General features: G+C 49.8%; 17 protein-coding genes and 1 other annotated feature. Of the genes, 9 read left to right on the top strand and 8 right to left on the bottom strand.

Annotation, left to right across the window (positions count from 1 at the left end):
- Nucleotides 1-83 precede the first annotated feature (83 nt).
- Entirely contained in the window at nt 84-443 is a 360-nt protein-coding gene (locus B9D94_RS27305) for a DUF4181 domain-containing protein (RefSeq protein ID WP_148248464.1), read from the bottom strand.
- A gap of 13 nt (nt 444-456) precedes the next feature.
- Entirely contained in the window at nt 457-1,380 is a 924-nt protein-coding gene (locus tag B9D94_RS27300; RefSeq protein WP_148248463.1) for an ArsR/SmtB family transcription factor, read from the bottom strand.
- Nucleotides 1,381-2,062: 682 nt separating this feature from the next.
- Between B9D94_RS27300 and B9D94_RS27295 the strand changes: the two genes are divergently transcribed.
- From B9D94_RS27295 to B9D94_RS27285, 3 genes are all read left to right on the top strand, one after another.
- Nucleotides 2,063-2,359 (top strand): sigma factor-like helix-turn-helix DNA-binding protein, encoded by a 297-nt coding sequence (locus B9D94_RS27295; protein ID WP_100086457.1) that lies wholly within the window; start codon nt 2,063-2,065, stop codon nt 2,357-2,359.
- 75 nt (nt 2,360-2,434) lie between these two features.
- Nucleotides 2,435-2,705 (top strand) — a binding site (T-box leader).
- 45 nt (nt 2,706-2,750) lie between these two features.
- Nucleotides 2,751-4,391, top strand: coding sequence for a methionine--tRNA ligase (metG, locus tag B9D94_RS27290; protein ID WP_148248462.1), 1,641 nt, complete (start codon nt 2,751-2,753; stop codon nt 4,389-4,391).
- Between the two features lie 958 nt (nt 4,392-5,349).
- Entirely contained in the window at nt 5,350-7,023 is a 1,674-nt protein-coding gene (locus tag B9D94_RS27285; RefSeq protein WP_148248461.1) for a glycoside hydrolase family 13 protein, read from the top strand.
- Nucleotides 7,024-7,105: 82 nt separating this feature from the next.
- Here B9D94_RS27285 and B9D94_RS27280 read toward each other — a convergent pair whose 3' ends face one another.
- The 4 genes from B9D94_RS27280 to B9D94_RS27265 form a co-directional block, all read right to left on the bottom strand.
- Nucleotides 7,106-7,960, bottom strand: a complete 855-nt coding sequence (locus B9D94_RS27280; RefSeq protein ID WP_148248460.1) for an alpha/beta fold hydrolase — start codon at nt 7,958-7,960, stop codon at nt 7,106-7,108.
- Nucleotides 7,961-8,183: 223 nt separating this feature from the next.
- Nucleotides 8,184-9,302, bottom strand: coding sequence for an ATP-binding protein (locus tag B9D94_RS27275; RefSeq protein WP_148248459.1), 1,119 nt, complete (start codon nt 9,300-9,302; stop codon nt 8,184-8,186).
- Between the two features lie 291 nt (nt 9,303-9,593).
- Nucleotides 9,594-10,649: a hypothetical protein gene (locus B9D94_RS27270; RefSeq protein WP_148248458.1), complete on the bottom strand. Its 1,056-nt coding sequence runs from the start codon at nt 10,647-10,649 to the stop codon at nt 9,594-9,596.
- A gap of 295 nt (nt 10,650-10,944) precedes the next feature.
- Nucleotides 10,945-11,709, bottom strand: a complete 765-nt coding sequence (locus B9D94_RS27265; RefSeq protein WP_036644326.1) for a DeoR/GlpR family DNA-binding transcription regulator — start codon at nt 11,707-11,709, stop codon at nt 10,945-10,947.
- A 253-nt stretch (nt 11,710-11,962) separates the two neighbouring features.
- On the opposite strand from B9D94_RS27265, the gene B9D94_RS27260 reads away from it, so the two are divergent.
- The 5 genes from B9D94_RS27260 (at nt 11,963) to phnX (ending at nt 17,554) form a co-directional block, all read left to right on the top strand.
- Nucleotides 11,963-12,715 (top strand): ABC transporter ATP-binding protein, encoded by a 753-nt coding sequence (locus tag B9D94_RS27260; protein ID WP_148248457.1) that lies wholly within the window; start codon nt 11,963-11,965, stop codon nt 12,713-12,715.
- Complete coding sequence (locus tag B9D94_RS27255) at nt 12,708-14,327, top strand: ABC transporter permease subunit (RefSeq protein ID WP_148248456.1); 1,620 nt, start codon at nt 12,708-12,710, stop codon at nt 14,325-14,327. The genes B9D94_RS27260 and B9D94_RS27255 overlap by 8 nt, the downstream gene beginning before the upstream one ends.
- Before the next feature lie 300 nt (nt 14,328-14,627).
- On the top strand, nt 14,628-15,623 hold the full coding sequence (locus B9D94_RS27250) for an extracellular solute-binding protein (protein WP_036644328.1): 996 nt from the start codon (nt 14,628-14,630) through the stop codon (nt 15,621-15,623).
- A gap of 21 nt (nt 15,624-15,644) precedes the next feature.
- The gene (phnW, locus tag B9D94_RS27245) at nt 15,645-16,739 is read left to right on the top strand and encodes a 2-aminoethylphosphonate--pyruvate transaminase (protein ID WP_148248455.1); all 1,095 of its coding nucleotides are present in this window, start codon (nt 15,645-15,647) and stop codon (nt 16,737-16,739) included.
- Complete coding sequence (gene phnX, locus B9D94_RS27240) at nt 16,736-17,554, top strand: phosphonoacetaldehyde hydrolase (protein ID WP_006207620.1); 819 nt, start codon at nt 16,736-16,738, stop codon at nt 17,552-17,554. Before phnW ends, phnX begins: the two co-directional genes overlap by 4 nt.
- A gap of 67 nt (nt 17,555-17,621) precedes the next feature.
- Here the strand turns inward: phnX and B9D94_RS27235 are convergent, their stop codons facing one another.
- On the bottom strand, nt 17,622-18,290 hold the full coding sequence (locus B9D94_RS27235; RefSeq protein ID WP_076152543.1) for a DUF2306 domain-containing protein: 669 nt from the start codon (nt 18,288-18,290) through the stop codon (nt 17,622-17,624).
- A 380-nt stretch (nt 18,291-18,670) separates the two neighbouring features.
- Entirely contained in the window at nt 18,671-19,618 is a 948-nt protein-coding gene (locus tag B9D94_RS27230) for an alpha/beta hydrolase (RefSeq protein ID WP_148248454.1), read from the bottom strand.
- Between the two features lie 224 nt (nt 19,619-19,842).
- Here B9D94_RS27230 and B9D94_RS27225 point away from each other — a divergent pair, with 224 nt between their 5' ends.
- Nucleotides 19,843-20,286, top strand: coding sequence for a DUF3888 domain-containing protein (locus B9D94_RS27225; RefSeq protein WP_148248453.1), 444 nt, complete (start codon nt 19,843-19,845; stop codon nt 20,284-20,286).
- The last annotated feature ends 71 nt before the right edge of the window (nt 20,287-20,357 follow it).

Genomic DNA, 20,357 nt, shown 5'->3' with positions numbered 1-20,357 from the left:
TATAAAAAACAGCCGCCGGGATGTCCTCGGCAGCTTGGAGCCTGGAATCTTGTGTTCCAGGCTTTTTTGTGATGAGCATGAACTTATTTTAACAAAAAGAAAAATACAGAAAAAAGAAGCAGGGTGCCTAATAGGATCAGCGTGGCTTTATGCTGGTTCGTATTGCGGAGGTACTTCCATTCCATATACGCGCGAAGGGCCAGAGCAATAATCAGGGAGACGAGAAACATCCGCTGAATAGCTGCCGCCGTGATTATGTCCAAGAAGCCGATGATTGCAATTCCGATAATCACGATGAAGAAGATCACGCTTCCGCGGAAATAATATGAGGCTCCGGCGGTATCGTACATTTTTTTGAACTTGCTTTCTTCTTTGTCAACGATAATGAAGTTCAATAACGTTTGCATGACGCCGAGGACCGCACCTACAAAGATGATAAACACCCATTATTCCTCCTCACCGATCATTGTAGCCTGTAAGTCCGAACACATAAGACTCCAGTAAACCCTTCAGTTGATTGAATGACTCGGGTCTTGCGCTGTATTTATATTTTTCGTTTGGCATTTTGAAATGCATTCGCAAGAGCCCCGCGGTTTTGAGCAGGGACAGGTGATAGTGGAGATTGCTCTTGGAGAGCTTGGTCTTCTGCTGCAATTCGGTAAATGTGACCGGTCCGTTAGCCAAAATGTGCAGCAGCGTCAGCCTCTTCTCGTCAGCCAATCCCTTGGTCATGCGCAGCAGCTGATTGGTTGGTGTATCCTCGTCAATCTGCTCATCGTCTACGGCATAGCTAACGATGAGTTGATTGCTCACAAAGTCCAGCCGGTTCAGCGGCTTGATGTGATAGGTGGGGATGAGAAGCAGGCCGTTGTATTCGTCTGAGGAATCCAGCACAATGCCGCTCGTTGCTTCATCAATCAGATCGATGTATGAAAGTTGTGGCTTCAATTGTTCCATACGTGCGGCGGAGCGCCCCAGTAATTCATGAATCTCAGGCGGGATGGTATAGGCCTGTTGCCACTCTAACATGATCTCATGGCTAAGGTCACGGAACGTTTTAAGCCCCATGGGTATTCCATCCTCAAGATAAGGCGCCAAGAGCTCATACAACTGACCTTCGCCTAAGCTTTTGAACCAGCTGAGAAACCGCTCGACGTTGTCTTTTTCCGGGCTGTCGACAATGATCAGATGCAGATAAGCAATGGTTTCGTACAGGTTCAGCTCTTCCAGCTTCTTCTTAAAAGATGCAGGCAGCTTCTTCTCAATTTCCTTCCTCCATTTATTGCCGAGATCGTGCAGTTGATTTTTATTGTCTGTATATGCGAACAAGCTGGTTACCAGCTCGTGAACAGGCGAATAGTCAATTCTGATTAAGGTCATGGTCATTCTCCTTCAAGGGCTCATCTATCCGTTTTTAGGATACCACAACCTGGGAAAAATAAATATTGAACTTATTATTGGTTTGTATATAATTGAACTAAATTAATTAGTTCAAAAAAATATGAACTTATGGGCAGGGAAAGGAGAGAGGTGGGGATGAACAATTGATTTGTTGTGGATTACCTCATACGGCAGCAGCAGATGGAGCGGGATCAGGAGGCTGGAGAGGCTTGGAAATACAGGCAAGTCCGGAGCTTGATCTCGATAACCCGACATGGGGTGCTTTATTCCTGACACTGCGGTCCACTTTCGTCCAGTCGGACACAGGTTCCATTATTCGCTGAAAACCTCTCTATTTTCCTATCCACTCGGACACAGGTTCCGTTATTCGCTAAAAACCACTCTATTTTCCTGTCCACACGGACACAGGTTCCGTTAATGTGCCAGAATCGAGGATTAATCATCGAAAATCCTGAAATAACGGATCTCTTGTCCTCATAATGTTACAAACCAGCAGAAAACAGCAAAATAGCGGAACCACGGTCCTCAAAGACCGGCCAATCAACTCCTGAACTACGCTATGTAAGGCCATTTCGACCGATCAGTAAGCGGGCCTAAGTTCAACCTTAAAGGGGTGATAAGGAAGAATGGATCAACCTATGACGAAATGGAGCTGATATCGATGGACTTTCTTTCTAGGGATCGTTTAAGCGAATGCACCATGCAGACACCTCCGGAATTGGCTATTGGTAGTGAGGATCCAGGCGATGCTCTGCTGTCCGCTGTGCTTGCATTGCCTGAAACCTTGAGACAGCCGATGTATTTGTATTACTATGAGAAATTCAACACCTTGGAAATAGCGGAAGTCCTTCAGATTGAGCCTGTCAATGTACGGAATCGCATGAGCAGAGCCCGCAAGAAATTGAATATCATGCTGGGCAAGAAAGTGGGGGCGCTGCGGGACGGTAGACGAAAGTAAGAAAGGCCTCGCCTCCTTCCTCTTGACTTCTTGAGTTAGGATCGGGTATTATCTCCAATAACTTGAATAAATCAAGCAAAAGCAATGAAGAGAAAGAGTACCTTGGCGACGTCTTTGAACAGAGAGCCCCGGCTGGTGAAAAGGGGTAAGGAAAGAACCTTGGGAACATGGTCTCTGAGCTGTGCACCGAAACCCGTAAGCGGGTTGTAGGCTGTGCCGGAACCCGCATCCGTTAACATGCTAGGGTATACCCGCGATGATTCGCGCCGTACCCGAAGAGGTGAGTGCCGCGAGGCATGAATGAAATTGGGTGGTACCACGTGAGCGACAAGCTCTCGTCCCTTTGGGATGAGGGCTTTTTTTGTTGTCCATAAAAAGGAGGATGAACGATATGACAAACATTTTTATCGGCGGTGCCTGGCCTTATGCCAACGGTTCCTTACATTTGGGGAGGCTCGCAAGCTTACTGCCCGGCGACGTGTTAGCACGTTATTTCCGCGCGAAGGGAGAGCAGGTGTTGTATGTGTCCGGCAGCGATTGCCATGGTACGCCGGTGGCGGTGCAGGCGATTCAAGAGGGGGTAACGCCTCGGGATATTGCGGATCGGTATCATGGAGAGTTTGCGAAATGCTTCGAACAGCTGGGTTTTTCCTACGATTTGTATACGCGAACCGATCAGGAATTTCATCATGGCGTGGTTCAGGAGCTGTTTCTGAAGCTGCTGGATAACGGCCATCTGTATCGGAAAACGATCCAGCAGACGTATTGCGAGACCGATCGGCGGTTTCTGCCGGACCGTTATGTGGAAGGAGACTGTCCGGTATGCGGCAGCAGGGCTCGCGGTGACCAGTGCGACGTCTGTTCAACCCTACTGGATCCGTCGGATCTGAGTAACAGAGCCTGCAAAATCTGCGGCAACCCGCCAGTAGAACGGCCAACCGAGCATTATTATGTTTCGCTGTCGCATTTTCAAGGAGAGCTCACCGATGACCTGAATAACGCCAAGGGCTGGCGGGAGAATGCGATCCAGCTGACTCGAAGATATCTGGAGGAAGGGCTTGTGGACCGGGCGGCGACGAGGGATCTCACTTGGGGAGTGGATGTACCCGTCCCTGGCTTCGAGGATAAGAAAATCTATGTATGGATTGAGGCGGTAAGCGGCTATCTATCCGCCAGCAAGCAGTGGGCCGCGGAAACGGGCGGCGATTGGGAGTCCTTTTGGCTGAAAGAGAGGGAGGATATAACAGCTTATTATGTTCATGGGAAAGACAATATCCCGTTTCACACATTGATCTGGCCAGCGCTGCTTAAGGGTGCCGGAGGACTGCATGTGCCGGATCGGATCATTTCCTGTGAGTACATGACGCTGGAAGGGAAGAAGTTCTCGACCAGTCGGAACTGGGCGATCTGGGTACCGGATTTGCTAAGTCGCTATCAGCCGGATTCGATCCGCTACTTCCTCATTGCGAACGGTCCCGAGAAGCGGGATACCGATTTTTCCTGGCGGGAGTTCATTCATAGCCATAATGGCGAGCTGCTTGGAGCTTTTGGGAATCTCGTGAATCGAACTTTGGTGTTTGTGAACAAATCGTTTGACGGGAAGGTACCCGAAGGGCGCATAACTGAAGAGTGGCAGAGACGTATGGAGTCATTGTACCGGGAGGCCGGAACGCTCATCGAAGAGGGGCGATTGAAGGAGGCGCTGGAATTAATTTTTAGTACGGTACGTCATGCGAACAAATATTTTGATGAGCGCAAGCCATGGATTCAGGTCAAGGAGGATCGCGAAGCTTGCGGGGATACCCTCTTCACCTGTGTTCAGATCATCGCTAACCTGACGAATCTGCTGCAGCCGTTTATCCCGTTTTCCTGTGAGAAAATAAGAGGCTTTCTCTCGTTGAAGCCAGCAGCGTGGAATTGGTGCAATGTTCCGGCTGGCGAGCCCCTCCATCACGTGGAGCTCTTGTTTGAACGTATCGATACAAGCCGGATTGAGGAGGAGACCCGCAGGCTGGAGGGGTTGTCCTTCTGAGGGGGGCGGAAGGGTTCCGCCTCCTTAAATCTTGAAGGAAGGTTGAGGCAGATGGAGTTGGGAGAGCGGGTGCTGAATCCGTTGAGTATGTGCTTCGTACGACGAGTCCTAGGGATTATGTGCTTTGTATGATGACTTTAGGGGATTTTGTGTTCCGTGCGATGACTTGGGGGATTTATGTACTTTGTAACTTTGTAGGATGACCCTTGGGGGTTTGTACTCTGTACGATGACCTTAGGATTTATATACTCTGCAATGACCCTAGTGGTTAGATGTGCTCTGTACGATCGCCCTAAGAGCTAATGTGCTCTTTATGAGGACCTTAGGGTTTATGTGCTCTGTATGACTTAGGGTGTATGTGCTCTGTACAATGGCCTTATGGGTTATGTACTTTCTACGAGACCCTAGGTGTTAATGTATCTTGCGCCAAGATCTTGGGGAAAAACAGGGCTTCATCAAGGGAGCACGGGTATCATTTACGATCAAGTATGGATTGGCCGTTTTTAGAGGACCGTGGTTCCGCTATTTTGTTGTTTTTTGCTGATTTGTAACGATATGAGGACAAGAGATCCGTTATTTCACAATTTTCGGGGTATTTATCCGTGATTTGAGCAAATAACGGAACCTGTGTCCGATTGGACTCGCAAATAGAGTGGTTTTAAGCAAATAACGGCTCCTGTGTCCGAATGGACACGAAATAGCCTTGTTAACTTAACCTCAATCATCCACGGATTCAGCAGGCGAAGCGGTCCTAGCCTGAACAGCTACATACGATAATTAGTTGTTTTCCAGGAAATTCTCACGAATTTCTAATTACAGAGTTTCTACACCATAGATGGAACCTTATATGGGGACTTGACGGGGAACGCAGACAATGGATAATGATGAAGGATGTATTTTTAGAGTCCATATAGAGCAAAACGATAACAAACAAGGACAACATACGAGGAGTGCACGAATGACAGATAGAATTTGGTGGAAAGAGGCCGTAGCGTATCAGATCTACCCTCGAAGTTTTATGGACAGCAATGGCGATGGCATCGGAGATTTGCAAGGTATTATATCGAAGCTGGATTACTTGAAGGAGCTCGGCATCGATGTCATCTGGATTTGCCCGATATACAAATCGCCGAACGACGATAACGGATACGACATTTCCGATTATCAGGACATCATGGAAGAGTTTGGAACGATTCAGGATTTTGATCAGCTGCTCCAAGAGGTTCATAATCGGGGCATGAAACTGATCATGGACCTGGTGATCAACCATACCTCCGATGAGCATCCATGGTTTGTCGAATCGCGTTCGAGCAAGAGCAATCCCAAGCGCGATTATTATATATGGACGGATGCCAAGAACGGCGAGGAGCCGAACAACTGGGAGAGCATCTTCGGTGGTTCCGTGTGGGAATATGATGAACCGACGGAACAGTACTACATGCACATTTTCTCCCGCAAACAGCCGGACCTGAATTGGGAAAATCCGAACGTGCGCCGGGAACTGTACGATATGATCAACTGGTGGCTGGATAAAGGTATCGATGGCTTCCGGATTGATGCGATCTCCCACATCAAGAAGGTACCGGGATTCCCCGATATGCCAAATAAATACAAGCTGAGATATGTGCCTTCCATGGACGGACATATGAACCGGGAAGGCATTCATATGTTCCTGAACGAGCTGAAGCAAGAGACGTTTGATCGGTATGACATTATGACGGTGGGCGAAGCGAACGGCGTCAGCGTTCAGGATGCGGATCTGTGGGTAGGAGAGTCCAGCGGCAAATTTAACATGATTTTTCAATTTGAGCACATGGGACTTTGGAGTAAGAGTGTTACCGGGGGCGTAGACATTTATGCGCTTAAGAAAACCCTGACCCGCTGGCAAAAGGGCCTTGAAGGCGTAGGCTGGAACGCTCTCTTCATGGAGAATCACGACCAGCCGCGGTCGGTATCTACATGGGGCAATGACGGTGCGTATTGGGATGCATCCGCCAAGTCGCTGGCTACGATGTATTTCTTCATGCAGGGGACTCCGTTTATCTATCAAGGCCAGGAAATCGGAATGACAAACGTGCAGTTTGAATCCATTGAGGACTACAATGATGTGGCAATCAAGAATCTGTACCGCATCGAATCCGAGAACGGCAAGAGTCATGACGAGATCATGAGGATCATCTGGAAGAATGGACGGGATAATTCCCGAACACCGATGCAGTGGAATGACGGGGAGCAGGCAGGATTCACGAGCGGCACCCCGTGGCTGAAGGTAAATCCGAATTACAAGGAGATCCATGTCGAGAAGGCACGGAAAGATCCGAATTCCATCTATCACTACTATAAAAAAATGATTGAAATTCGCAAGGCGCATCCTGCATTGGTATACGGCTCCTATGAGCTTCTGTTGAAGAATCATAAGCGGATTTATGCGTACACCCGAACGCTGGAAGACGAGCAATTGCTGATCATCACGAACCTGACGGCAGATGAAACGGTATTCAATCTGTCGAAGGATATCAAGTACCGTGAATTCGAGCTGTTGATTTCCAACATGGAGGTCGGCAAGGAGAAGAGCGTCCGCACGCTGCCGCTGAAGCCGTATGAAGCGAGGGTTTATCGGTTGAAACACTAGTACCACAGAAGAGGAGCCCCAGCGGGAATGCTGCGGGCTCCTCTTAGTTCATCCATCGGTATACGTTAGTTACTTCACCGGATTAGCTGTCTGTTTCATGAATCCAAGCCGTTAATATGGCCTCAAAAAGCTCAGGCTCCTCGAACATCGGATTATGGCCGCTTTTTTCAAAAATGACCTTCTTCACGTTCTCTTGCGACCCGTCGACAGTATCCCATAGCGATACGGGGCCGACCAGGTAGTCGTAACGCCCAAGACCGAGGAATATCGGCTTGGTGAAGCCTTTCAGTGATTCGATCAGATTGAGCTGCGCGAAAGCCTCTCCCCATAAATGATCCATAACGGGCATGTTCGTGAAAACTCCATCCCACATCGATGCCGCATCAAAGGCATAGTTATAGAAGCTGTGGGCTCCCATCCGGATGCACATATGAACAAAGCGCCGCTCGGGCTCCCTCTGAATATCACCTTCCAGCAGGGCCATATCACCTTCAAACTGCAGCTTCCGGGCAGGACTTGCCGTCTCGTTGAAGCCATCCAAACTCTGCTGCTGTCGTTCCAGGCTGTTGGTCGGCGCAGCATTCAGCAGAATGACCTTCCGGACAGACTCCGGATATTGGGCGGCATACTCCAAGGCCATGAAGGCGTGCCCCGAATGCCCTAATATGATAAAATCCTCCAGTCCCAGCGTTTGTTTTGCCGTTTCGATATCATCCAGAACCTGATCCAGTGTATAGTCTTCCGGTTCCAGTGCTCGAGGGGGCTTCACAAATCCTCTGTGATCCAGGAAAATCAATTGAAATTGGGTATAGAGCAACTCCGAAAATAAGCGGGGATAGTAAATACTGCTTCCCACCACCAATATGGGCATGCCCCTTCCATGAATGGAAACACTCAAAGCAAATCCGTCGCTCATGATCGTACGCTGTGTGTGCATGTGTATCGTCCTCTTTTCTTATTTTGTTTAATCGCAACATCCCCTTTCCTGTTCGGATTCCATTACATTCTCCATAGAACGTTCCAACATTCTACATCACCTCGATTAGCGTTCGTTCAAGCTCAGTATATCACAGGCGCGTAAAGCCGGTTTGCACGGGAGCTTACTACATTACTACAGACTGGGAAAAAAGGGGGTGCGAAACCGATCTCCTGCGTTTCTTTTATTCAGCAATGTCACCGATCGTTAGGGTGAGCTCAGGATAATCCGCGTCAATCGCCTTCTTCCGCTCCATGATGTGGTTCATTTCAAAGGCGGAGCCGAATAATTCGGGCTCGGGTTTGAAAGTCACACTGGTGCCAGTGTCTTGAGTCAAACCAACTGTCAAAAGTCCGGTTTGCGGAATGCCGTGGCGGTACTCTTGACGATACACCTTGCCGTCGCGACGAATCTCTACGGCCAGACGCTGAGAGAGGGCATTGACCACGGCGATACTGATGCCTTTTTCCGCGCCAGGGACGAGGAAGTGTGCGCTTGAATTCAAGCGGTGGACATCGGTCAGAATCGATTGGACGGCAGGAATGCTGGAATTCGGAAGGGCCTGCACGGGAATGCCTCTGCCGTTGTCGGTCACCGTTACGCTGCCATCCCCATGCAGAAAGATGCCAATCTGATTGCCGTACCCGTTCGTATGCTCCAATATCGAATTCTCCACCACCGCCCAGAGCAGCTGATGAATATCGAAATTCTGCGAGGTTCCGAAATACATCCCCGCATGATTGCGGGTTTCTGTCATTTCCAGATAATCGCTCGTATCAAGAAGATCGCCCGCCGCAGACAGCAGCAGCAGGAACGGCAGGCTCCGGTGCTTGGGCAGAGCGTAGCGTCCACCGTGCTCTTGCACGAGTAAATCCGCGCCGAGAAGCGCCTTGAGGTGATGATACAGCTGGCCGGTCGTCCCCATGTTCAAGCGTTCCACCAGCTCGGAGCCGGTCAAGGGCTCTGTCATGACGGCCTTTAAAATATCGAGGCGCTGCTTATTGCCCAGGGCTGCGAGGATTTTGGCTGCCTTCTCGGTGTTCATGTCCAGCAATTGCTCCATTCGGCGTTCCTGGGGCTCCCACCGGAGTCCATCGCCGTTCAGGTGCACCTGTCCGGAGTAAAAGACGGAGCCGGGTTCATGGTTCGAGACATGTATGTTGGATGCTGAAGTGATTTCTTGGGGCTGCTGGTTTGATGCGGAAGCTGGTTTTCGTTCCACCAGAGCTTGGTATACAAGCTGCTGCAGCGCCGCCATTTGTTTCTGTAAGACATCCATTTCATGGAGCAGGTCGCGTGTCATAGGAGTCATCAACCTCACTTATCGTAAATTTATGTTATTACGTAATTATTATATTACGTAATAACATAAATGTAAATCCACTTTAAGGAAATTTCCATTTGTATGAGTGAAAGGAAAGATCGTTCGGGGTTTTGGGAAGGGCAAATGCTTCTGTTGGGTGGAACTGTAACCAGTGGTAAAGTCTGGATAGGATGCGTTGTTCTGGCGGTTCGGTGACCAGGAGATCCCCATATACAAAAACAAAGACCACGCTTGCCATATGGGGGCGTGGTCTTAAATTATATAGAAATTCTAGGTCGGCTCTGGGCCTCCTGTTACTTCGGGATTGGCCTCCAGAATCCCCTCCGTGATGTTCCAAAGCGTGGGTAGGAAGCGAATGACTTCGTCTGCCCGCTTTTGCAGATCTGCCGTGGATGTAATGCCAAGATCCGCAAGTATGGCGTCAAAGGCCGGGGCGTATTCCCGTTGAAACTCAGGAGGTCCATCAGCTTCCAAAATGTTGTGGCAGCGTGCAAAGGTGGCGACCATCCAGAAAACAGCCTCTCGATGGCTGCCGTTCAGGATCAGCTCGCGGCTGCCTTCAATAGCAATCGGTCTTGCGTCCACGGTAATATCGCTGCTGAAGAAGAAAGTTGTCTTCGCAATCGCGGCAGCGGCGTCGAAGGTTCGAGAGAGTCCATTGAGATGATTCATCGCTTGCTCGGCCGTCATGTCCTTACAGCCCAGCAGTCTTAACAACTCTTCGTAGATTTCCTCTCGGCCGTATTCCTTAAGCACATCGCGGGCTGCCGCATAACGCAGTCTGACGGTTGGGTTCCGAAGAGCGGCAACCAGCAGCAAGTGGGTCGTAACGCCGGTAGGGAAGAGCCAGGAGGTAACCTGTCTATGCCAGGAGGCAGAAGGATCGATGGATCTGAGCCCGGTAATGATGCGTTCTCGCACATTCTCGCAGCGGCGGCTGACCCAGATCCTCTCGGCGAAATGCCGGGAAACCTCTGTTTGCAGCTTGCGGAGCTGCCCGGTCGGATCGGACATCAGGGTGTCTACCCGAAAGCTGCCGACCAGATGATAGGACGTTAATACCTGCTCGGGCGAGGACAGGTCCCGCCAGGAAAGATAGGTGGCCTCAATCAAGGCGTCCTGGTAGACAAACTTTCCGAGCTTGAGAGGGGGTTCTGCGTCTTCAGTGACAACGACAACGTCGATGTCCGAGGACGGGGCCATCTCGGCATCATCCGGCTTCCCTACGGTGGAGCCGCTAAAATAGGCACCCATAAAGCCGGGCTCCCTGCTGGCATGCTGCAAGACCCAATCGGTGGCTGCTGCTCGTGCTGATCCCACGTTCATGTCCTACTTCCTCCTCTACCTGCATGAGTATCTAAGTAAAATAACAAAAATATCCTATTCTTCATTACATTATATGGGCTTTAAATCTAGAGTACAACCGCATGAGGCTTGATGGCTCTCGTTGTGCCGAGGGATTGGCGGCATTAGGTAAGAAGGGAACATGGTACGGGTGGAGGGATTCGAGAAGGTTAGCGCTCATAAGCAGCATCGGTATATCCAACGTGAAATGCCAAAACGGACATTCCCATCATCGCTGAAGCTTCGGCGATGGAGAATGTCCGTTTTGATGTTTATTCTATTCATCCGCAATCACTAGCGTTGTACTGGTTTTTTTGAATTTTGGAATGAGGCTTGCATTGACGTTGGCATCTGTCACGATGGTATCAATTTTGTCGAGTGATGCGATAGAGATGGTAACGTCTTTGCCAAACTTGGTGCTGTCCGCCATAACAAACACCTCTTTGGACAGCTCGATCATTTTTTTACGAGTAATGGCTTCTTCCAGATTATAGTCGGAAATGCCTTTCTCGATGGTAATGCCGCTGCAGCAGATGAAGGCCTTCAGCACATTCAGCTCATGGAAGTTGAAAATGTATTCATACGCTACGATGGACTGTTCCTCGCGCCGGATTTTGCCGCCAATCATAATCAGCTCTACATCGCTGTCCATCAGCTCAATCGCAACCGGAAGCGAATTCGTAACCACCGTCAGCTTCTTCTTATGCTTCACGTATTTGGCGATCTGATACGTGGTCGAGCCGCTGTCGATGTAGATACAATCGCCGTCATGGATGAATTCACTGCTTTTGCGGGCGATCCTGTCCTTCTCTTCCAGCTGGCTGACCATACGCTCATCCATGGAGGATTCGCCGAACCGGGACTCTACGAGTTTAACCCCGCCGTAAATCTTCTCAATCCGGCCTTGCTTGGTCAAAGTGTTCAGATCCCGGCGCAGTGTATCCACAGAGATATTCAGCTCTTCGGTTAGTTCCGTGATCTTTAATACTTTTCTAATCGTAAGCAGCTCTAGTATTTTCTTGTGCCTCTCCAGTGGAAACATTCGCCCTCACCCATTCAATTTGCATTAGTAGTTGACGCTCGCTTTCAAGTCTAGTTTACTCATTCGTGCCTCCATATTCAATAGATTTACCCATATTATTCGTAAGTTAGGCATGTGATACAGTTAAATATAGTCAACAATTAGTATTAATTTATGAATGATATATGCATAATTTACTTACATTTAACAGTTTGCATGATTCTTGTTTACATATGGTTTTTATACTGAGGATGTGTTCAAGGAGGTGAGCCGATTGTTGAAGCTTCAGCATATAAGCAAACAATTCGACGATAAAGTGGTTTTGGATGACATCAGCGTAGAAATCGGTACAGGTGAGATTGTGTCACTGCTTGGTCCGAGCGGCAGCGGAAAGACCACATTACTGAATATCATTTTGGGACTCACCCGGATGGACCAGGGAAGCATCGTGTTCCATGATCAGGATCTGAGCAGCGTACCGATGAAGAAGCGGGGCTTTAATATTGTTTTTCAGGATTATGCCTTATTCCCGAATTTGAATGCCTACGACAATATTGTATACGGGCTGCGCAATAAGAAGGGAACTCTGAGTGAGCAGGAGGTACAGGAATACATCGACTTTCTGGAGCTACAGCCCCACTTGAAGAAGAGGATCAGCGAGCTGTCAGGGGGTCAGAAGCAGAGGGTGGCCCTGGCAAGAACACTTGTCACCAAGCCGAAAATTCTGCTGCTCGACGAACCGCTCAGTGCGCTGGATGGCGTCATTAAGGAGTCGATCAAGCAGCGTATCCAGTCGATTGCCAGAGAATTCAAACTCACCACGATCATTGTGACGCATGATCCGGAGGAGGCGCTGACGCTGTCCGATAAAATCCTGATTATTAACCAAGGGAAAATCGCCCAGTTCGGTACGCCACAGGAGATTGTTCATCATCCCCAGGATGATTTTGTGAAGCAGTTCATCATCAAGCAGCTGCATATCAAAAGGCAGAATATTTACAATCTGTTCGGTGAGCATTATGCCTAATGTGAAGCCGGAAATGCGGGTAATCTTCACCGTCATTCTGATCTTGTTCGCTGGGTTTCTGTTCCTGCCGTTGCTTATATTGCTGGTTCGTTCCTTCGAGTCCGATCAGGGATTTACCCTCGGTCACTATATGTCACTAGGCTCGAACCGGGAATTGATGACAGCGATCGGCAACAGTGTGAAGGTATCGGCGTTAACGGCGCTGATCACAACCATCCTGGGATTTATGCTGGCGTACTCCATTCATTGCACGAGGATATATCAGCCCCTCAAAGGGGTGTTGAAAACCGTCATCATCGTCCCGATGCTGCTTCCGACGATTACGTATGGGTTCGCCATTATGTATTCGTTTGGTAACCAGGGATTGATCACCCGGCTTGCCGGACGCAATTTGTTCGAAATCTACGGATTGAACGGATTACTCATCGGCTATGTCGTATACACGCTGCCTCCCGTATTCCTGCTGATCCATAACGCTTTTCAATACATTGATAAAAAGTTCATCATCGTATCCAAGTTAATGGGAGACGGAACGATGAGAAGTTTCATGAACACCATTCTGCGCCCTCTCGCGGGTGCGCTGGGCGGAGCTTTTGTACTTTCCTTTATTTTAAGTTTTACGGATTTCGGGATACCGGCTTCCGTTGGCGGTACCTATCCCGTCGTGGCAACGCAGCTGTATCAGGTGATGCTGGGCTCCATTCCGGACTTCAACCAAGGCGCTGTTATTGCGGTTCTGATGCTGATTCCGGCCGTGTTCGGCATCTGGCTGCTGAATTATCTGGAGAAATGGAATTTTCACTATGACAAGCTGTCGGATATCGAGCTGCCGCGGCACCGAGTGCGGGATATCGCATTCGGAGTTATTTCATCGGTGATCGTGCTTGGAATGCTCTCTATTTTTGCCGTGATGTTCATTGCACCATGGCTGAGCAGTTATCCCTATGACCTGACGTTTACGTTCAAGCATGTACGGGACGTGTTTCAATCGAGCGATTTGACGGGGGTATATCGCAACTCGCTCTGGGTCGCCCTCCTGACGGCTCTGTTCGGAACCCTGATGGCATACGGATCGGCATTGCTCAATGTCCGCACCTCGTTAAAAGCCCGATCGGCGGTAGATATGGTATCGATGATTACCAATACGGTACCCGGCATGGTGCTGGGGATCTCCTACCTGCTCCTCTTTAATGGAAGCAGCCTGAAGGGCACGTTTGTCATTATTGTCTTATGCAATATCGTGCATTTCTTTACGACGCCGTACTTAATGGCCAAGAACTCTCTGTCCAAAATGAATCCATCCTGGGAGACTACCGGGGAGCTGTTGGGCGACAGCTGGTTCAAGACCGTATATCGGGTGATCCTGCCGAACTCGGCCTCAACCGTCATCGAGATGTTTGGCTACTATTTCATCAACGCTATGGTGACGGTCAGCGGGATTATCTTTCTCGTATCGGCCCAGACGTCGCTTGTTGCCAGCAAGATCAAAGAGCTGCAGCATTTCGCCAAGTTTAATGAAATCTTCGTGCTGTCGATGCTGATCTTCTTCACGAATCTGATCATCAAGCTGGTGTGCGACGCATGGCAGCGGAGGACTTCCGTTCGACGCTGAGCTATTGCTGCAAGGGATGCATGTCCGCTGCGACGCCGGATCGTACTTCCGATCGCTGTTATCTTCAGATTTCTCTGATTGAATGAATCAACTGCAGAAATCCGAGGCGAACGCATACGCTTCTCCAGTACGATTCCGTCCTCTTTCGCTGGGTGACAGCACGAAGCACCAAGCAAGAAGCAAGAAGTACCGTGCCCAGAAGCATAATCTGCAATTCAATCAAAGATATGCGCAAGCAAGTTAGACCCATCTTTTCACTTGATTTCTAATATAACAACACAACAAGGAGTGGAGTTACTCATGATCAAAACGTTAAAAGGAATGCTGCTGTCATTAATCGCTATCAGCATGGTGTTTGCACTGGCTGCCTGTGGCAGCGGCAGCGCGGGGGAAGCGAAGAAGGTGGTCATCTACACGAACGGGGATGAAGAAGCCGTCGCCGCGATGGAAACCTCGTTGAAGAACGCGGGATATGACGGACAATATCTCGTGCAATCACTAGGCACTTCAGAGCTGGGAGGCAAGCTCATGGCCGAAGGGAACAAAATCGAGGCCGACTTGATCACGATGAGCTCGTACTTTATCGAGAGCTCGCAGAGCGAGCATTCCATGTTCAAGGACCTGGCTTTTGATACAGGCGCCGTTGACTCCTATCCGGCCTATTACACGCCGATTCTGGCGAATACCGGGTCCATCTTCGTCAATACGGAGGTGTTGAAGGAAAAAGGCTTGCCGATGCCAACCTCCATCACCGACCTGACCAAACCGGAATTCAGCGGACTCGTATCGATTCCGAACATCATGGATTCCTCCACCGGCTGGCTGCTGGTTCAGGCGATTATCAGCCAATACGGTGAAGACGCAGGCCGGCAGGTGCTCCATGATCTGATTGCCAATGTCGGACCGCATCTGGAAAGCTCGGGCTCGGGTCCGATCAAGAAGGTGCAGGCCGGCGAAGTAGCAGCCGGGTTTGGACTCCGGCATCAGGCCGTTGCGGCCAAAGCTGCCGGTGCACCGATTGATTACGTGGATCCGGTTGAAGGCAACTTCTCCCTGACCGAGTCGGTTGCGGTGGTGGACAAGGAGAATGCCACAACAGATTTGGCGATGAAAATGGCGGAAACCCTGATCAAGGACGCCAGAAAAGATCTGATTGTGAACTATCCGGTAGCCCTGTATGAGGGGGAGACTGTGGATGAGGTCAATAAACCAGCGTACGCCATGAAGTTCGAGAAACCATTGACGGTTGAGCTGTTGGAAGAGCACCAGCAATTTTTCAACGGATCTAAAGAATAGGCACCTTAGGAGCGATACGATATGAATAAATATAAACTTTTGACACCCGGCCCTTTGACGACAACCAGCTCGGTGAAGGAGGAGATGCTCCTTGACCGCTGTACATGGGATGACGAATATAAATCCATTACGCAAAAAATCAGATCACAGCTTCTGGCATTAGCCGGGGCGGATGCGGCACAATACACAGCTGTTCTGATGCAGGGAAGCGGAACGTTTGCCGTCGAATCCGTGATGACGTCAACCATATCGAAGGAAGATAAGGTGCTGATCGTGACCAACGGCGCCTATGGCGAGCGACTCGTGAAGATGGCGGAGTACATCGGACTGCATTACGCGGAATACAAGTTGAATTACAATGAACAACCAAGTGAGGATGAGCTGCGCTCGAGACTTCAAAAGGATCTGCGAATTACGCATATTGCGATGGTGCATTGCGAGACAACAACGGGGATACTGAACCCGCTGGAGATGGTATCCAGGCTGTCCAAGGAGTATGGGAAAACCCTTATTATCGATGCCATGAGCAGCTTTGGCGGAATGGAGATTGACGTTCAGGGTCTTGGCATCGATTACCTGATCAGCAGTGCGAATAAATGCATTCAAGGCGTCCCGGGATTTGGATTCGTCATCGCCAAGCTGGAGAAGCTTGCGTTATGCGAGGGGATTGCACGCAGCCTGTCGCTGGATCTGTACGATCAGTGGAAGGGCATGGACAAGGATGGCAAATGGCGCTATACCTCACCGACGCATGTGGTGGCGGCATTCTCCAAAGCGCTGGATGAGCTGGATGCAGAAGGCGGCGTATCCGCCAGATTCAGACGCTACCGGAATAACAATCGCCTGCTGCGGGAGAAATTGGCCCGGATCGGCATTCATGCCTATATAACCGAAGACAAGCAATCACCAATTATCACAACGTTTCTGTTCCCTGGTGAAGGGTTTAGCTTTGGGCAATTTTACGCTTATATCAAAGAAAGAGGCTATGTCATATACCCGGGCAAACTGACCGACGTGGATACCTTCCGCATCGGGAATATCGGGGAAATCTATGAACAGGACATCGAGGAGTTATGCCGCATTATCGAAGAATATAGGGGAGTGATAGCACAATGAACAGAATCGAAGGCGTTATATTGGACTGGGCCGGAACGGCCGTTGATTTCGGATGTTTTGCACCTGTGAATGTGTTTGTCGATATTTTCAAGAATGCGGGTATTGAAGTGACGATGGACGAAGCGAGAGCACCGATGGGCATGCTGAAGATCGATCATATCCGTGCCATGCTGTCGATGCCGAGAGTATCGGCTCTATGGGAAGCGAAGTATGGAGAAGCTTATCAAGAGCAGGATGTGCAGCGGCTGTATGCGGAGTTTGAGCCGGCCTTAATGGCTTCCTTATCCGAGTATACGGACCCGATTCCGGGTGTCATCGAGACGGTGGAAGCGTTGAAGTCACAAGGGCTGAAGATTGGCTCCACAACAGGCTATACAAGCAATATGATGGAGGTTGTTGTCTCGAATGCCCGGCAGAAGGGTTACAGTCCGGATGTCTATTTCACCCCGGATGACACACACTCGAAGGGAAGACCATACCCTTACATGATCTATCGGAATATGGAGTTTCTCCAATTGTCGGCTTCATGGAAAGTCGTTAAGGTGGGCGACACCGTCTCGGATGTAAAAGAGGGCGTGAACGCAGGCGTATGGTCGGTTGGAGTCGTCATCGGCAGCTCGGAAATGGGCCTGAGCCTGGACGAATTCCAGGCCTTGTCGGAATCGGAGCGGGAAGCTGCGATCGCGAAGGCCGAGCAGACGTTTATCCGGAACGGGGCGGACTTTACGATTCATACGATGTCCGAGCTCCCACAACTCATCGAGAACATAAATGGAATGTTGTCCGAGGGAAAAAGACCGGGGATGCAACCATAAAGGAATGATAATAAAAGGGCCGCGTTCTCACGCGGCTTTTTCTGCTGTGTGGCGGGTATAGGGTCTTCTACCGTGCTGTTACATCCCCCAACTGGGGCGGCGGTTCCCGAAACACGGTTCGCACCACAATCTCAGCCAGTAGAAACAGGGACAGAATGGCACTGTACACCCCGATGACATAACTCGTTTTATAGGCGAGTCCGAATCCGCTGTGGAACACAGCCGCAAACAGATGAATGAACAGGTTCGTGAAGCAGAAGGCATAACTTCTCGCCATCCATTGGCGATGTTGATGGATCTGTTTCTTTTTGATTTTTAGAATGGCGATGACCGTTATCGCGGGCCAGATGATGTTCAGCAGATTGAACGGGACACTCGTTAACTTGCCGCCGGTTGCGTAAGGAGCCATATACCCGGAGGTCAGCACAACCACCATGACGGAAGCGACGTAGACATAACCGTTCGCCCGGTGAAATCGCCGGTACTTTTGCAGCACCGTGTTCGAGAAGTTCATCGCGCCGCCAACCATGGCAATACATGCAAAAATCACATGTACATACATCACGTTCAGCCAGGCTGACACTGGCACCGTGCGCTTCGGGCTTTCCTTGTGGCTTAGAAATTCACCGGCCTGTGGGTCGTGGATGAAGTTGGCATACAGGACGTACAGGACAAATCCAGCGATCACCATCAGCATGGAACTGTAGAGACGCCGGGAAGTTTTTCTAGGATTCATGTTGTATAACCGCCTTGACCTTGATAGAGAGCCAGAGATTGCTAGGTTAGCGCCCAACTCTTCTTAATCTTAGCAGACGGGTAGTGTTCAGCTATAGTTAATTATTACCTGCTTATGCGGAGAGAAATCAAGTAAGGCTGCTCGAACTGTCCGTACAGATTTTCCCGGGATCCTCGAACCTTCATGATAGTCTTGGCGAGATGTATCTGCTTGCGGGTGAACGCGCGCTGGCGCTAATGCATTATGAGAAATCGGTTGAGCTGGACCCCGAGCATGCTGAAGGAATTCGTATGGTGAATGAGCTGCTTCAGTCCAATTAAGTCATGTGTCCAAACCGTCCTCTCAACACAGAAGAGCAGTCCGCATGGACTGCTCTTTCTCTATTGCACGTATGTGCCGATAAACTCCGTTACTTCCCGGTCATACCCCTCGGGATCGAATTGACGCGCCATGCCATGGCCTGCGTCAGGAACGACGAATAACCTCTTCTGCTCCGGACCATTCTTGTACAGTTCATATACCATCTCGGTAGGAACGAATAAATCCCCGCCGCCGTGAATAAACAGCATCGGCGTCTTGGACTTCTTAACCTGCTCCAGTGCCGAGGCTTCGCCGAATGAGTATCCGGCCCGAATCTTGGTCAGCAGGCTCGTGGACTGAACAAGCGGGAAAGAAGGCAGCTTATACATGCGCTTCAGCTGATAGGTCAGCTCATCCGTAACCGAGGTATATCCGCAGTCCTCCACAATGGCCTTTACCTGGGGAGGAAGCTCCTCGCCACTGGTCATCATCACCGTGGCACCGCCCATGGATACGCCATGAAGAACGATTTGGGACTTCTCACCCGTACGCTCGATGACTAAATCGATCCATTTCAGATAGTCCTTGCGTTCGGGCCATCCGAATCCGATATAATCACCTTCGCTTTTTCCGTGTCCGCGGGCATCGGGCAGCAGCACGTTATAACCCAAGTCCTCACGGTACATTTGGGCGAACCCGCTCATCAGCTCTGAATGCCCGGAATATCCGTGTGCGATAATGACGGTTTTGTCCGTGGGTGCGGCGGCGGGCAAATAGTACGCATACAGCTTGAGACCGTCGTCCGATGTGAGACTCCATTCCTGCAGGCTTTGCCTGGCCCACCAATCCTTGCTGTCCGCAAACGGATTGTCGATGTTGGAGTTGGCTTCCAGATCCGGGTTGCCGTCCAGGAAGGTTTTGTCGGCACGTGCAATGGCAACGTTATAGAAGTAGAAGCTTGCTGAGACAATAATGATGACTAAAAGTGCAATGATAGTTGCAGACATGATCATAATCCTTTTTTTCATAATGATGGATATCCTCCCCCTCGCAGCCGCTCGTATGCGTCATATGATGGTGGTTACGAAGGAAAATGGGCCGATGCGAAGTAGCAGTTCCTTCCACCTATAATATCGTACGAAATCTGATTAATCTATATGGCAGATCACACTTCGGCCCTTGTGTTACATCAATTCTATCGGTTGGGGGAACCTAAAACCAAAGAGTTTCGGCAGGAGGTGATTGTAGAATCATGAACAAACGCTTCATGGTGCTGATCCTTGTTGTCGTTATGACTACTGGTTTACCGCTGACATCCCATGCAGAGAATACCTCTCCTTCACCGAAGAGGGACAGCACCGAGCTGCAATATCAAGACATGCTGATGATCATTCTTCTTCCTCATATTGAGGCTGCGGTTCGTGAGCATTACTCCAAATCGCTTAAAGAGCAGCTCATTGTCTACCCATATTATGTGGATGTGACCGAAGTGAAGAGGGTGAACGGCTTTCGCGGCTTTCATTTCATCCTTACACTCGAGGCACACCCAACGGTCGGTCCGCATATTACGGTCGGAAAGGACCGGCTTGTCTTCGAGGTAGCCCCAACGCTTCCCGGTGGTATGGTCAAACTGGTGGAATTTCAGCATCTGGAGACGCATGAGGTGCCCCCGCATTGGCAGGATATGGTGAAGTAGCATGGGTTTAGCTTGATAGTTGTAAAAAAACAAGCAAACGTGATTCGCGTTTGCTTGTTTGGCATTTCATG

It is taken from the genome of Paenibacillus sp. Cedars (genome assembly GCF_003184205.1).
Classification (GTDB): Bacteria; Bacillota; Bacilli; order Paenibacillales; family Paenibacillaceae; genus Paenibacillus_AQ; species Paenibacillus_AQ glucanolyticus.
Note: the sequence above shows the minus strand (reverse complement) of the source record. Positions and strands in the feature narration are given on the sequence as shown.

Excerpts from the sequence above, each read along its gene's own strand:
- B9D94_RS27300 (WP_148248463.1), bottom strand. The coding sequence starts at position 1,380 with ATGACCTTAATCAGAATTGACTATTCGCCTGTTCACGAGCTGGTAACC.
- B9D94_RS27295 (WP_100086457.1), top strand. The coding sequence starts at position 2,063 with ATGGACTTTCTTTCTAGGGATCGTTTAAGCGAATGCACCATGCAGACA.
- metG (WP_148248462.1), top strand. The coding sequence starts at position 2,751 with ATGACAAACATTTTTATCGGCGGTGCCTGGCCTTATGCCAACGGTTCC.
- B9D94_RS27285 (WP_148248461.1), top strand. The coding sequence starts at position 5,350 with ATGACAGATAGAATTTGGTGGAAAGAGGCCGTAGCGTATCAGATCTAC.
- B9D94_RS27280 (WP_148248460.1), bottom strand. The coding sequence starts at position 7,960 with ATGCACACACAGCGTACGATCATGAGCGACGGATTTGCTTTGAGTGTT.
- B9D94_RS27275 (WP_148248459.1), bottom strand. The coding sequence starts at position 9,302 with ATGACACGCGACCTGCTCCATGAAATGGATGTCTTACAGAAACAAATG.
- B9D94_RS27270 (WP_148248458.1), bottom strand. The coding sequence starts at position 10,649 with ATGAACGTGGGATCAGCACGAGCAGCAGCCACCGATTGGGTCTTGCAG.
- B9D94_RS27265 (WP_036644326.1), bottom strand. The coding sequence starts at position 11,709 with ATGTTTCCACTGGAGAGGCACAAGAAAATACTAGAGCTGCTTACGATT.
- B9D94_RS27255 (WP_148248456.1), top strand. The coding sequence starts at position 12,708 with ATGCCTAATGTGAAGCCGGAAATGCGGGTAATCTTCACCGTCATTCTG.
- B9D94_RS27250 (WP_036644328.1), top strand. The coding sequence starts at position 14,628 with ATGATCAAAACGTTAAAAGGAATGCTGCTGTCATTAATCGCTATCAGC.
- phnW (WP_148248455.1), top strand. The coding sequence starts at position 15,645 with ATGAATAAATATAAACTTTTGACACCCGGCCCTTTGACGACAACCAGC.
- phnX (WP_006207620.1), top strand. The coding sequence starts at position 16,736 with ATGAACAGAATCGAAGGCGTTATATTGGACTGGGCCGGAACGGCCGTT.
- B9D94_RS27235 (WP_076152543.1), bottom strand. The coding sequence starts at position 18,290 with ATGAATCCTAGAAAAACTTCCCGGCGTCTCTACAGTTCCATGCTGATG.
- B9D94_RS27230 (WP_148248454.1), bottom strand. The coding sequence starts at position 19,618 with ATGAAAAAAAGGATTATGATCATGTCTGCAACTATCATTGCACTTTTA.
- B9D94_RS27225 (WP_148248453.1), top strand. The coding sequence starts at position 19,843 with ATGAACAAACGCTTCATGGTGCTGATCCTTGTTGTCGTTATGACTACT.